Origin of the sequence: Faecalicatena contorta (assembly GCF_022835095.1) — a bacterium.
GTDB lineage: Bacteria > Bacillota > Clostridia > Lachnospirales > Lachnospiraceae > Faecalicatena > Faecalicatena contorta.
This window is the reverse complement of record NZ_BQNQ01000001.1, coordinates 2,048,353-2,062,265: the sequence shown is the minus strand read 5'-3', so window position 1 is coordinate 2,062,265 and position 13,913 is coordinate 2,048,353. Positions and strand designations below refer to the sequence as shown.

Sequence of the window (13,913 nt, the reverse complement as noted above, 5' to 3'; positions counted from 1 at the left end):
ATCCATTTTACAGGATGCCATTCTATTTGTCACGCAAAAGACGCGAATATTTTTTCCCTTCACGTCATACACTTATAAAAAGCGCAATGGACAGTTTTCCTTACCTGCCCATTACAGGGAAGTAAAATTGACTAACACGGGAGGTCTCTTCAATGGGTTCCAAAACAAAAATTATTGTTCTGCATATGAAAGAAATCATCTATACGGCAGTCTTCGCGGCACTTGGCATTCTTCTGATCATACTGCTGATTGTCATGTTCCGTCCCGGCGGAAAAGATAAGAGTGCAGATGCGAAAAAGCAGTATACTCCGGGAGTCTATACCTCGACGCTGACGTTAAACAATACAAATCTAGAAGTGGAAGTATCCGTAGATGAATCCCATATCAATTCTATCCGATTTTCCAATCTGGATGAGGCAATGACCACCATGTTTCCTCTGATTCAGCCGGCAATCGAAGATATAGCAGATCAGGTCTATGAGAAGCAGTCCCTGGAGGATATCTCACTGTCAGACGACACCCCCTATACATCCCAGGTTATTCTGGATGCCATAAAAGAGGCCACAGAAAAAGCCGCAGTGAAATGATGCTGCGGCTTTTGTGTTTCATTGCTTTAAGTATTCGGATTAACCTTCCACAATCAAATATTGTCCGTTCGGAAGTGCAAAGACCTCGGACGCCTCTTCCAGTTCTTCGTCCGACATTCCATCCACGTCAATCCCGCTTTCCTCAAAATATTCCCTCACCTCATCAAGGGAATCCACGACTGCGGCCATGCAGTCCTCCAGGAAAGCCTCCGCTGCCTCGATGGTCTCTGCCACCGGCTCATCAAATAGCTGAGACTGCTTCTTTAGAAATGTAAGCAGACACTCATCATCATATTCATACATGATTCTTTTCCCTCCCTTTTAAGTAATCAAATTCAGAATCTCCTCCGGAGAATCTACAACATGCACGGCTCCCGCCTCTGCAAGCGCAGCTCTTCCCCGAAAGCCCCAGGACACTCCTATGGTCTTCATCCCGGCTGCCCTGCCGGTTGCAATGTCCACTTCCGAATCGCCTACATACAGTGACTCTTCCGGCTCAGCCCCAAACCTCCCGGCAATCTGCAGGGCGGCATAAGGATCCGGCTTTCTGGGTATGCCTTCTTTCTGGCCCTGAATCCATTGAAACGTATCCTTACCGAATATCTCTTCCACCACATGCACGGTCTGCCTGTCAGGTTTGTTGGACAGCACTGCCAGACAGATACCGCGCGCCTTCATGCCCTCCAGGAGCTTTAAGATACCGTCATATGGTATTACATGATATGTGCAGTTAGCGTCAAATATACGGCCGTATATCTCCATTGCCTCGTCCAGCCTTTCCGGACCAGCCTTGGCGCTTTCCCACAACGCCTTCTCCATCAATACCCTTGCTCCATTTCCCACAAACATGCGGCACTGTTCACTGGTGATCGGGGAAAGCCCCATCTCCTTCAATGTCTCATTCACAGAAAAAGTCAGAGAATCCAACGTATCCGTTAAAGTTCCGTCTAAATCAAAAATGCATAGTTTATACATGGTTCCTCTCCATACCCTCCTTTAGTCTACGTTTATAATAGTATGAAGTCATGGAAATTTCAACCATAAAATACAGGGATTCTATATATTTTTGTTTCAGTGCAGGGCCCTGGTATGCATAGCAGTTATTTTAGCCCAGCAGATACTGTTTCATGACCTTGAGCGCATTTTTCTCCAGCCGGCTCACCTGAGCCTGGGATATTTTAATCTCCTCTGCGACTTCCATCTGCGTTTTTCCCTCGAAAAACCTTAAGGTAATGATATAGCGTTCCCTTTCATTCAGGCGTTCCATAGCAGCCTCAAGGGACAGCTCCTCCACCCAGTTTTCTTCTTTATTTTTTTTGTCACTGACCTGATCCATCACGTAAAGCGTGTCGCCGCCATCGCTATATACTGGTTCATGCAGGCTCATCGGCATCTGAATCGCGTCCAGTGCAAAGACGATATCCTCTTTTGAGATTCCGATCTCCTCGGCAATCTCCTGCACGGTAGGTTCTTTCAGATGTTTCTTCATGTAGCCTTCCTTTGCGTAAATTGCTTTATAGGCCGTATCACGCAGGGAGCGGCTGACCCGGATGGAATTATTATCCCGCAGATATCTCCTGATTTCTCCGATAATCATGGGCACCGCATAAGTAGAGAACTTCACCAGTCTGTCCGGGTCAAAATGATCCACCGCCTTCATCAGCCCCACGCAGCCAATCTGAAACAGGTCATCCGCATTTTCGTTGCTGTTGGAAAACCGCTTGATCACACTCAAAACGAGGCGGAGATTGCCCTTAATATATTCCTCACGGGCCTCCTCATCTCCTGCCTTGATTCTCACAAACAAAGCTTCTTTTTCTTCTTCCTTTAAGAGCGGAAGCTTCGCCGTATTAACCCCACACAATTCAACTTTATTCAGTGCCATAATATAAACCCTCCTAGATGAAAATTTGAATCTAGTAAAATCATTCTCAATCTGAAGGCGGGTTATTCGAAGATGCGCAAATTAAAAAAAGTTTTAGACCTTGACAAATGAAAGGGGGAATTGATGAAGGGGGGCGCGAAATGAAGGGAGAGACGCAAGCCTCCCAAGTGCACATATGCCGTTTCGATATGCGGACGCGGACCTAAGAAATTCTAGGAAGCCGGCAGCTAAAAAAAGCAGGGCACCGGCGGCACATCACGAGAAATCCGATGATTTCTCGCGCTGGGCCGCCTAATTTTGTGATTCGGTGATCACAAAATTTCCCTACTTTTTCGGCTGCCGGCTTCCAAGAATTTCTAAGATCCGCTTTAGCACCTCGAAACGGCATATGTGCACTTGGGAGGCTTGCGTCTCTCCCTTCATTTCGCTGAGTGCATCCAATCGGTAGTTATGATTGTCAACTCGGGAGGCTCGGAACCGGGGCAGCGTATTGATTCGCTTGTGGAACCAAAAATCTGCATTCATTTATCAATGGAAAGAACGAATTCATACACTGCCCCCGTTTGGAGCCCTCCTGACGAACTGTTCTTGCCTGCCGATTGGATGCACGCAGCACCGTAAAGGGATAGCCGGGAAGCGCCGGAAGAGTATATGCCCGGCGGAAATGCTGGAGTACATCTTAGAAATTCTTAGCAGAAAAAGGCAGAAAATTGGAGAGAAAACGTGCTTCCGAAGCGCGTTTTCTGCTGACCCAGCGTGAGAAATCATCAGATTTCTTACGATGTGTCAGCTGTGCTCCAATTTTCTGCCTTTTTCTGCTTAGAATTTCTTAATGTACGGGTTGCACTTCCGCCGGGCATATACTCTTCCGGCGCTTCCCGGCTATCCCTTTACGGTGCGCCCCCCATCCGTCGACGAGTCTAAATCTCGTCAACTCAATACCACTCTGGCCTCCGATCCCTGAAAAGCCCCCATTCCAGCCTTTCTCTTCTGATCTTCTCGAAATCAAACCGGGCGCACAGCACGTTTTCCGTATCTCTGCCCGCCTGGCACAGAACTGCTCCTGTTTCATCGGTTATAAAACTGCTGCCATAGAACACCAGGCTGGAACTCTGGCCCGCATTTTCCGGACATGGCTCTACTTTTTCCAGCCCGAACCTGTTGGCAGCCGCCACCGGCACGATATTGACCGCCGCGTGGCCCTGCATAGCTCTTCTCCAATGTCCCGAGCTGTCACAGTCCAGAATCGGTTCACTGCCTATGGCAGTCGGATACAGGATCACATCCGCTCCTTTCAACGCCAGGCTTCTAGCCGTCTCCGGAAACCACTGATCCCAGCAGATCCCGACTCCAATCCGGCCATATCTTGTATCCCACACGGTAAATCCGGTGTCTCCCGGTGTAAAATAAAATTTTTCCTGATAAAAATGATCATCCGGAATATGTGTCTTCCGGTACACTCCCAGCAGGCTGCCGTCTGCATCCACCACAGCAGCAGAGTTATACAGTGTGTTCTGCGCCCGCTCATAAAAGCTGACCACAATCACAAGCCCCAGCTCACCTGCCAGGTTCTGCATTGCACGCACCGCAGGATTGTCCTCTGTCGGAAGCGCATAGCTATAGTATTCATATCGCCGTTCCTGGCAGAAATACTGCCGCTCGAACAGTTCCGGAAGCAGAATCACCTGACCGCCCTGCTCTGCCGCCTGCCTGACCAGCCGTTCTGCTGTTTTCATATTCTGCTGTACATCTGCAGTACACTGCATCTGAATCACAGCAACCGTAACCTCACTCATTTCCTCCTCCTTCTGGAATCTGCTGGGTAATACAGTGGATATTGCCGCCTCCAAGCAAAATCGCCCTGCTGTCTATCCCTGTCACCCTGCGTCCCGGACACAGGGGCCGCAGTATTTCCAGCGCACGCCTGTCACTTTCTTCATTGTCACCACCGAACTGAGGCACCAGCACGGCATCGTTGGTAAAATAAAAATTCACATAACTGGCGGCCAGCCGTTCCCCGGCTTCCCGCATATCTTCTCCGGCTTCAAACACAAACTGCTCCACTTCTTCTCGTGTGACCCTCACGGGTACATCAGGTATAGGCAGCCTGTGCACGGTCAGCCGGCGGCCTTTTGCATCCGTCTGTTTTTCCAGATAATCCAGGCAGGCCCTGGAAAGTTCATACTGGGGATCCTCACGGTCATCTGTCCAGGCAAGCACAACCTCTCCTGGCGCAGTAAACGCACAGACGTTATCCACATGTTCATTCGTCTCATCCATATAGATTCCCCTGGGCAGCCACAATATCTTTTCGGCTCCCAGATATTGCTTTAATTTATCCTCAATCTGCAGCTTTGACAGCCGCGGATTCCTGCCGGGGCTGAGCAGGCAGCTCCTTGTTGTCAATATGGTTCCCTCCCCATCAGAATGGATAGAACCGCCCTCCAGCACAAAATCTCCGGCATCATAGCAGAAATAACCCAGTTTGTCCAGAAGCACACCTGCAACCGCATCGTCTTTATCCCAGGAGGCATACAAGCCGTCTATGCTGCCGCCCCAGGCATTAAAACGCCAGCTGATGCCCCTGACATCCCTTCCATTGGTTACGAAAGTGGGGGCCACGTCCCTGGCCCAGGCATCATCGCTCCCCACTGCCAGAACTTCCGCAAACCTGCCTGCCGCGCGTACCGCCTCTTCCTTATGTTCCCGGTCTGCCAGTAAATATACTTTTTCACTCCGGGATGCCTCTCGTATAATCTCTAAAAATGCCTTCCTTGCCCTCTCAGGATTCTTTCCCCAGCTTCCCGGCCGCACCGGCCAGATTAAAATAACAGCCTCGTGAGGCGCAAATTCTGCAGGCATAAAATAGCCGTCTTCCCGCGGCGTTGTCAACTTATTCATCAGGATAAACGCTCCTTAAAATCTTGATAGCCAAACCGTTTTACAACCTCGCACATCCCGTCTTTTCTGAGAAGCGCAATGTCCGGCAGCGGCATACCGTTAAAAGTATTATTTTTCACCATCGTGTAGATTGCCATATCTTCAAACACCAGGCGTTCCCCGATTCTGGGCATCTCGTCAAAGCTGTAATCTCCAATTACATCCCCTGCCAGACAGGTTCTGCAGCCAAGAGTGCATGTAACCGCCTTTTCCCCCGGTTTACCGCTATCCCTCAGAGGCGGGCGGTAAGGCATCTCCAGCACATCCGGCATATGGCAGGCTGCGGATGCATCGAGTATCAAAACCGGAGGTACATTCTCCACAATATCCATCACTTCCGTGATCAGATATCCTGCACTCAGTGCAACCGCTTCCCCTGGCTCCAGATAAACCTGTACATGGTAGGTATCCCGTATCCGGCAGAGCAGGTCCTTCAATACAGCAATATCATATCCCGGCCTTGTGATGTGGTGTCCGCCTCCGAGATTAAGCCATCGAATCTGGTGAAGGTATTCCCCGAACTTCTCCTCCACCGCCTCGAACGTCTCCACAAGCGGGGCCGCATCCTGCTCACAGAGTGTATGGACATGCAGGCCTTCCACCCCTGCCGGAAGCCGCTCCGGAAACTGATCCCGCCGGATTCCAAGCCTCGATCCCGGCGCACAGGGATCATAAATGGCAGGCCCCTCCTGAGTAGAGTACTCCGGGTTAATCCGAAGCCCTGCACTGATCCCCTTCGTTTCCCACAAGGGCCGGTGGCGCTCAAGCTGTGCAATCGAATTGAAGCTGATATGGCTGCAAATCCTGCAGAGCTTCTCCATCTCTTCTGCGGTATACGCAGGAGAAAATACGTGATTCTCTCCGCCCATCTCCTCCGCAGCTAGCCTCGCCTCATACAGTCCGCTTGCGGTAGCGCCCGCAAGATAATGCCGGACCATCGGATACACCCGATACATGGAAAATGCTTTCTGAGCCAGAAGTATTCTGCATCCTGTCTCCTCCTGCACGCTTTCAAGTATCTCCAGATTATGCTCCAGTTTTGCTTCATCCACAAGATAAACCGGTGTCCTAAGGTCTTCTGTTCTTAATAAGTTTTCTTTCACTACTCTTTCCTCGTGTTTTCATGATTATGCGGCCTGCCGAGTAAAAGTTCAGACAGGTCTGCGCATTTACTGCGCAGACCGTAAGAAAGCATAGTGGTTGCCGGCATTCAGCCCTTCGCCGCAGGCGAATTTCAATGGGCTGGATGCGTAACAGTTCAGACCTGTCTGAACTGTTACCCTGCCGTACCTCCTGCCGGATGTGGGTTCCCCTACTCCACGGTTTCAGGATTTTCATCCACCACCCAGGGAAGGCCGTACTGGTTCAGCATATCCATAAACGGATCCGGATCCAGTTCTTCCAGGTTCACAGCACCCCTTTTATTCCAAATACCCGAAGCAACCAATGCAGTCCCGATCATCGCCGGTACCCCTGTGGTATAACTGATAGCCTGGCTTTCCACCTCCCGGTAGCATTCCTCGTGATCGCACACGTTATAGATATAGATGGTTTTCTCCTGTCCATCCTTCACGCCTGTATAAATACATCCAATATTCGTCTTTCCCTTTGTGCGCGGTCCGAGTGTGGCAGGATCCGGAAGCAGCGCTTTCAGAAACTGGATGGGGACAATTTCCTTTCCCTCAAAAACAATCGGGCTGGTGGAGAGCATCCCTACATTTTCCAGGCATTTCATATGGGTGAGATAGCTCTCTCCAAAGGTCATGAAGAAACGGATACGCTTCACTCCCGGAACATGCACGGCCAGAGATTCGATCTCCTCATGGTGCAGAAGATACATCTCTTTTGGCCCCACCTGTGGAAAATCATAGGTGCGCTTTATTTCCATCGGTTCAGTCTCTACCCAGTGGCCGTCCTCCCAGTAGCTCCCGTTTGCAGACACCTCTCTCAGATTGATCTCCGGGTTAAAATTGGTTGCAAACGGATAGCCGTGGTCCCCGCCGTTGCAATCCAGTATATCAATCGTATGGATCTCGTCAAAATAATGTTTCATTGCATAGGCGGTAAATACACTTGTCACCCCGGGGTCAAATCCGGATCCAAGCAGCGCGGTGAGATTCTTTTCCCGAAATTTTTCATTGTACTCCCACTGCCAGCTGTAATCAAAATACGCGGTAAATCCTTTCTCCCTGCAGCGTTTTTCATAGACTGCACGCCACGCGTGATCATCCGTATCCTCCGGCTCGTAGTTCGCGGAATCGATGTAATGGACGCCGCACTCCAGACAGGCTTCCATGATAGAGAGATCCTGATATGGCAGCGCCAGATTCAAAACCGCATCCGGCTGATAACTGCGGATCAATGCCGCAGCCTCCGATACATGGTCTGCGTCCACCTGTGCGGTTGTAATTTTTACGGATGTTTTCCCTTCCAGCTTTTCCCTAAGTGCATCGCACTTCGCTTTTGTCCTGCTTGCAATACAAAGTTCCGTAAATACCTTCTCATTCTGACAGCATTTTCTGATGGCAACCGAAGCAACGCCTCCACAACCGATCACTAATATTCTGCTCATATCAAACTTCCTCCTCTTCTAATAAATCCTCCACATATCTGGGGAGCATAAATGCCCCTGTATGCAAGTTTGTCGTGTAATATCTCGTCTGTATTTCCCGTTCTCTCCATCTCTTAGCGTCCAGGTTTCTGAGTGGATGGTACTTTTTCGATGCAAAGCCGAACAGCCAGTAGCCTGCAGGGCAGGTGGGGATATGGGCCTGATAGACCCTGTTTACGGGAAAACTGCGGTATGCTTTTCTGTGCATGATCCGGCAGCTTTCCTCGTCCTCAGCATAGAAAGGACTTCCATGCTGATACACCATGATCCCGTCCTCATGCAGCGCCTGGAAACAGCTTCCGTAAAATTCCTTGGTGAACAGCCCCGCTGCATGCCCCAGGGGATCCGTACAGTCATTAATGATCAGGTCATAGGCATCCTGTCTGGAGCGCAGGAACTTCAGTCCGTCCTCATAATACATAGACACCCTGTCGTCATCCAGCCCGTTTGCATCCTCCGGAAAATGTTCCCGGCACGCATAGACAAACAGCTGGTCCGCCTCGACTACATCAATATGCTCTATCTCCTCATAATACGACAGCTCTCTCGCCACTCCGCCGTCCCCGCCGCCCAGCACCAGTACATTTTTGACATGAGGATGCACCGCCATAGGCACATGGACAATCATTTCATCGTAAATAAATTCATCTTTCTCCGTAAATATCACATTTCCGTTCGAGGTCAGTACTTTTCCGAATTCAGGCGTCTCGAAAATATCCAGCCGCTGAAATTCGCTCTGCGCGCTAAACAGCTGCCTCTCTGCACGAATCGAGATCTTTACATTATTGGTATGCATCTCACTTACCCAAAAATCCATCAACCATCCTCCTTTAGCACATTCAGCCTTGAAAGATCCAGGCTCTCCGGCCCCTGCATAGAACATCCCTTATCCTGTGCAAACCGGATATAGTGGATCAGTTTTTCCGTAATCTGCTCGCCCGGAGCCAGAATTGGGATTCCCGGAGGATAACACATAACAAATTCCCCGCAGACCCTTCCCGCGGTCTCCTCAATCGGCAGGCTCTCCTTCTCCGCATAAAATGCCTGCTGCGGCGTTGTTACCACAACCGGGGCGATATATTCCGCCAGAAAAACATTCTTCTTTGGCTCCCGGTACAGCCGCTTGATATCCGCCAGAGCCCCCACAAGCCGCTCTATGTCCTGCAGCCGGTCCCCGATAGATATATAGGCCAATATATTACTGATATCCCCGAATTCAATCTGTATGTCATACTCATCACGCAGCAGGTCATAAACCTCAATCCCGGCCAGCCCGATGTCCCGCGTATAGACAGCCAGCTTGGTCACATCGAAATCAAAGATACTGCCGCCGTTCTTTAGTTCGGAACCATAGGCATAATACCCCCCGATCCCATTGATCTCCTCTCTGGCGTATTCCGCCATCTGCGCTACCTTCTGGAAAGTCTCCTCGCCTCTTAACGCCAGGTTCCTCCTCGAGATGTCCAGGCTTGCCATTAACAGATAGGAAGCACTGGTCGTCTGGGTAAGGTTCACGATCTGGGAGACATAGCGCTCGTTCATGCCCGGTCCCAGAAGAAGCAGGGAACTCTGCGTCAGGCTCCCTCCGGATTTATGCATACTGACTGCGGCCATATCTGCCCCCGCCTCCATACCAGAACAGGGCAGACCCTGGCCGAAATAAAGATGCGTCCCGTGAGCCTCGTCTGCCAGCACCAGCATTCCCTTGCTGTGCGCCAGCTCCACAATGCTCCTGATATCAGAACAGATTCCATAATAAGTCGGATTATTAACAAAGACCGCGGAGGCATCTGGATGCTCTTCAATCGCACTGCGTACGTCCTCCAGCTCCATCCCCAGCGGAATCCCCAGCAGCTGGTCTACTTTCGGGTCAATATATACCGGAACGGCTCCGCAAAGCACCAGCGCATTGATCACGCTTTTATGTACATTTCTGGGCAGTATAATCTTATCCCCCGCTTTGCACGCGGAGAGAACCATGCTCTGCACAGAGGAGGTCGTTCCGCCCACCATCAGAAAGGCATGTGCCGCGCCAAACGCATCCGCCGCCAGTTCCTCCGCCTCCTTGATTACAGAAACCGGATGGCAGAGATTATCCAGCGGTTTCATGGAATTCACATCGATTCCGACGCATTTTTCCCCCAGCAGTTCCACCAGCTCCGGATTCCCTCTGCCTCTTTTATGGCCCGGCACGTCAAAAGGTACGACCCGCTGCTTGCGGAAGCGCTCCAGAGCGCTGTAAATCGGTGCCTGTAATTGTCGCTTTTTATCCATTCTTCTTTCTCCTGTGTATCTGTGATTTCGTTAAGTTTTGCAGATATAAAACACAAAACAGAAAACATTCGCAATAGGAAATTTCAGAATAATTTCCTATATCAAAAAAGGCAGTGTGCAAAAGCAACACTACCTGTCATATACATTATGGGTTACAAAGTCCGCCTTTCCTCTGGAAAGATAGAATATCCGCACAGCGTATACAATCAATTTGTCCTCTTATCAGAGTCTATACAGCAAATATACTTTTACTACTCCTCTATTGAACATTTCACAAGTGGTATGCATTTGCAGGTTATAAAGTAACCAACTTATAAAACTGAGCTTTTAACTCGATCAATAAATGTGGCGCTATCGCCACCCGCGGCAGCGGCCAGCCCTGTCCGATGAGCTTTTCACAGAAAAAACTGTCAGGCCTATATTTGCATGATAGAACGATTGTATCTATGCATGTCACGATAATTTTAGCATATCACACCTAAAAGTCAATAGTTTTTGGCGAATGAGTTTGTGAACCATCCTCAAGCCGTAACAGTTCAGGCAAGCCTGAACTGTTCCCTTGAGCTAACTTGATCCGAAACTCCGGCGTTCCGCTTCAGGCACTGCCTTAAACCTCTTCCGCATGAACCAAATTTTTCATTTTTTCGTTTCCGTAATCATAAGATTCTCCCAGCAACGCCTCAAAGGAGTCTATTGAGCAGTCAGATGTGATGCGATTTCCACAGGCCAGCATAAATCTGCCGTTTTTACGGGCATATGTGTCTATCATAAATCTTACTTCTTCTCGAACTTCATCACCCGTTCCAAATGGAATGGTCTTCTGTACATCAAATCCGGCCCAGATACAGATCTTATCACCATATAACTTTGCAATTCTTGCTTCTTCCATCGTATATTTCTGAATTGGATGAATCACATCCAAACCAATTTCAATGAAGTGCGGTAAAAATAATTCAATATTTCCACATGAATGTAACCAGAAATGCATGTCCAGAGAATGGGCCTTATCAAACAGCTGTTTATAATAGGGTTTAAAAAATTCAACAAAAATTTTCTCGGAAAAAAAAGGCCCTGTCTGTGTACCTATATCATCCGACGTGAATATAGCATCTGCATTAAGTTCATTTTTAGCCCGCTCCATAACCTGCATATAAAAATTTGTCAGCTTCTGAAATAATCTGTGTACTTCATCCGGATAAAAATAGAAATCCGTCAGCGCATTTTCCATTCCCCGCAATGACCATAGCCGTTCAAAAAAACAGTACCACCAGCAGGCGACTTTATATCTGGAGTCTTCCTTTCCTTTCTCCTTAAATATCCCCGGATATTTGGGGTCTGGAAAATGAGCAATAATCTCATCCAGCTCTTCCCAGTCTTCGATTAATATCTGCGCGTCATAGCTCGCTGATTCCTGTTTCTTTTGTTCTCTGTAAAGCCATTTGTACTCCGGATCATCTGCAGGTGCATCTGATACGTCCGGCATACATATTTGTATGAACTGCGCATCACAAGGATACACTTCCATCAATTCTACCGCCCTTGCCTCATCTTTTCCCAATCTTTCTGCTGGGGTCCAGAAATCATAAATCATCGGAATCCTTTCATAGGCATTTTTGCCTTCTATGATATGTTTTAATTGTTCTGCCGTAAACTCCTTGAATACCATCTTTTGTGTCCTCCTTCCTGACTATCTACAGATGTTTTCCAGTTAGTCAGCCCTATTATAAATCTTTTATCCACACTAAAAACGAACCTCTATTGTTTCGCCTTTCCGTAAAAAAATCTTTTGAAATCCACACAAACTTTTGTGCGGTATCCATTCATATTTTAATACTGTATATGCAGTATCATATTCCCCCACATTGTGGACTTCAACATGGTTCTCATCCACCCATTTTTCCTGGATTTCAGAAAAGGTGAGGCCATAACCAAATTCATAAACTGGTTTCCCTTTATAAAATTTGTAAGTTCTATTATCCATTGAATAGTCTTTAAATAAAGGCAGGTCTTCTACAGACCGATAAAACGTGACCGGCAGTCTTCCACTGGGACTGACATGTCCATATAAAATGTCTGCAAATGCTCTTCCGCCTTCCGCTCCCGGATAGAAACACTGCAGCACTGCTGAGCATTCCCTGTCCTGATTGTATAAATTCAAACAACTTCCTGATACATTAACAAACACTATTTTTTTCCCGGTCTTTACAATTGCCTCATATAATTTTTTTTGGGGCGCCGGAAATTCCAGGTCTTTTTTGTCTCCAGATAAAAAGCCATTATATTCATCGCCTTCTTCTCCTTCCATATAAGGATTCAGGCCCATAACCAAAACCACCACATCTGATTTCTGTGCAGCTATTATCGCTTCTCTCATTGGTTTCTCTGCCCACTCACGAACAGCATCATCATATAACTCACAGCCTCTGGCATACAGCACCTGTCCTTTCGCATTCTCCTGTATCCCTCTCAAAATTGTCGTATAATATGAAGGTGTTCCATTATAATTCCCCAATAAAACGGATACATCATCTGCATTCGGACCAATCACTGCAATTCTTACATCCTCTTTCAGCGGCAGTATGCCATCGTTTTTTAATAACACGATGCTTTCCTGAGCCATTTTCCGATTTAACTCTCTATGTTTTTCACATTCCACAACTTCATAAGGTATCTTATCATACTCACAATCTGTATCAAACATTCCCAGTCGATATCTGGCTGTAAAAAGACGAACCACAGAATCTGTGATAGTTTCTTCTGATACCAATCCCATTGTTGCCGCTGTCTTCAACCATTTATAAGCGTTTCCGCAATTTAGGTCACAGCCATTATTAACCGCCATCGCAGCACTCTCTGCTTCATTTTTAGTTGCCTTATGATATTTGTTAATGTCACAGATTGCACCGCAATCTGATACAACATAACCATCGAAATGCAATTCCTGGCGGAGAATTTCCCGGAGCATTTTCTTACCGGCACTGCAAAGATCACCATTTACACTATTATAGGCTCCCATCACCGCAGAAGGGTCTGCATTATCTATGCAATATTTGAAAGCCCACAAATAAGTTTCATACAAATCCTTCTGCGTTACTTCCGCATTAAAACCATGTCTTTGGTCTTCCGGACCGCTGTGAACTGCATAATGCTTAATCGTAGCATCTACTTTTCGATATCTGCCATTTCCCTGCAATCCCTGAATAAATGCAACTGCCATTCTCCCTGTCAAATATGGATCTTCGCCATATGTTTCCTGCCCCCTGCCCCAGCGCGGATCCCTGAAAATATTTATATTCGGCGACCACATCGTCAGGCCCTGATAAATTTCTGTTTCTCCAAACTTCTTATATTCATTATATTTTGCCCTGGCTTCATCTGATATAGCATCTGCCACCGCATACATTAACTCCGTATTAAAGCTGGATGCCATGCCAATTGCCTGCGGAAACACGGTTGCTCTTCCTGATCTTGCCACACCATGCAAGCACTCATTCCACCAGTTATATGCGGGAATTCCAAGTCGTTCGATAGGCAGTGCATCGTACCGCATCTGCGCCATTTTCTCAGCAAATGTCATTTTGGATACCAATAGTTCCGCTCGTTCTCTATCATTCAT

The 13,913-nt window shown here is 47.9% G+C and carries 12 protein-coding genes; 1 reads left to right on the top strand and 11 read right to left on the bottom strand.

Annotation, left to right across the window (positions count from 1 at the left end; all coding sequences use genetic code 11):
- Positions 1-152 precede the first annotated feature (152 nt).
- Positions 153-587 (top strand): hypothetical protein, encoded by a 435-nt coding sequence (locus tag MWG26_RS09215; RefSeq protein ID WP_025657843.1) that lies wholly within the window; start codon positions 153-155, stop codon positions 585-587.
- A 39-nt stretch (positions 588-626) separates the two neighbouring features.
- Here MWG26_RS09215 and MWG26_RS09210 read toward each other — a convergent pair whose 3' ends face one another.
- The 11 genes from MWG26_RS09210 to MWG26_RS09160 form a co-directional block, all read right to left on the bottom strand.
- Positions 627-890 carry a glyoxalase gene (locus tag MWG26_RS09210; RefSeq protein WP_025657844.1) on the bottom strand — a complete coding sequence of 88 codons (264 nt, stop codon included), beginning with the start codon at positions 888-890 and terminating at the stop codon, positions 627-629.
- An 18-nt stretch (positions 891-908) separates the two neighbouring features.
- Complete coding sequence (locus MWG26_RS09205) at positions 909-1,562, bottom strand: HAD family hydrolase (RefSeq protein WP_025657845.1); 654 nt, start codon at positions 1,560-1,562, stop codon at positions 909-911.
- Between the two features lie 130 nt (positions 1,563-1,692).
- Complete coding sequence (gene sigG / locus MWG26_RS09200; RefSeq protein ID WP_025657846.1) at positions 1,693-2,472, bottom strand: RNA polymerase sporulation sigma factor SigG; 780 nt, start codon at positions 2,470-2,472, stop codon at positions 1,693-1,695.
- Positions 2,473-3,407: 935 nt separating this feature from the next.
- Positions 3,408-4,268 (bottom strand): N-carbamoylputrescine amidase, encoded by an 861-nt coding sequence (gene aguB, locus MWG26_RS09195; RefSeq protein ID WP_044927453.1) that lies wholly within the window; start codon positions 4,266-4,268, stop codon positions 3,408-3,410.
- Entirely contained in the window at positions 4,261-5,373 is a 1,113-nt protein-coding gene (gene aguA / locus MWG26_RS09190; protein ID WP_025657847.1) for an agmatine deiminase, read from the bottom strand. The genes aguB and aguA overlap by 8 nt, the downstream gene beginning before the upstream one ends.
- A complete protein-coding gene (gene nspC, locus MWG26_RS09185) occupies positions 5,373-6,515 on the bottom strand; it encodes a carboxynorspermidine decarboxylase (protein ID WP_025657848.1) in 1,143 nt (380 codons plus the stop codon). Before nspC ends, aguA begins: the two co-directional genes overlap by 1 nt.
- Before the next feature lie 209 nt (positions 6,516-6,724).
- Positions 6,725-7,984, bottom strand: a complete 1,260-nt coding sequence (locus tag MWG26_RS09180; protein ID WP_025657849.1) for a saccharopine dehydrogenase family protein — start codon at positions 7,982-7,984, stop codon at positions 6,725-6,727.
- A 1-nt stretch (position 7,985) separates the two neighbouring features.
- Positions 7,986-8,840: a polyamine aminopropyltransferase gene (speE, locus tag MWG26_RS09175; RefSeq protein ID WP_025657850.1), complete on the bottom strand. Its 855-nt coding sequence runs from the start codon at positions 8,838-8,840 to the stop codon at positions 7,986-7,988.
- Positions 8,840-10,297 carry an aminotransferase class I/II-fold pyridoxal phosphate-dependent enzyme gene (locus MWG26_RS09170; protein WP_025657851.1) on the bottom strand — a complete coding sequence of 486 codons (1,458 nt, stop codon included), beginning with the start codon at positions 10,295-10,297 and terminating at the stop codon, positions 8,840-8,842. Before MWG26_RS09170 ends, speE begins: the two co-directional genes overlap by 1 nt.
- A gap of 607 nt (positions 10,298-10,904) precedes the next feature.
- Positions 10,905-11,963, bottom strand: a complete 1,059-nt coding sequence (locus MWG26_RS09165) for a uroporphyrinogen decarboxylase family protein (RefSeq protein WP_117441147.1) — start codon at positions 11,961-11,963, stop codon at positions 10,905-10,907.
- Between the two features lie 75 nt (positions 11,964-12,038).
- On the bottom strand, positions 12,039-13,913 hold the full coding sequence (locus MWG26_RS09160) for a glycoside hydrolase family 3 C-terminal domain-containing protein (protein WP_025657852.1): 1,875 nt from the start codon (positions 13,911-13,913) through the stop codon (positions 12,039-12,041).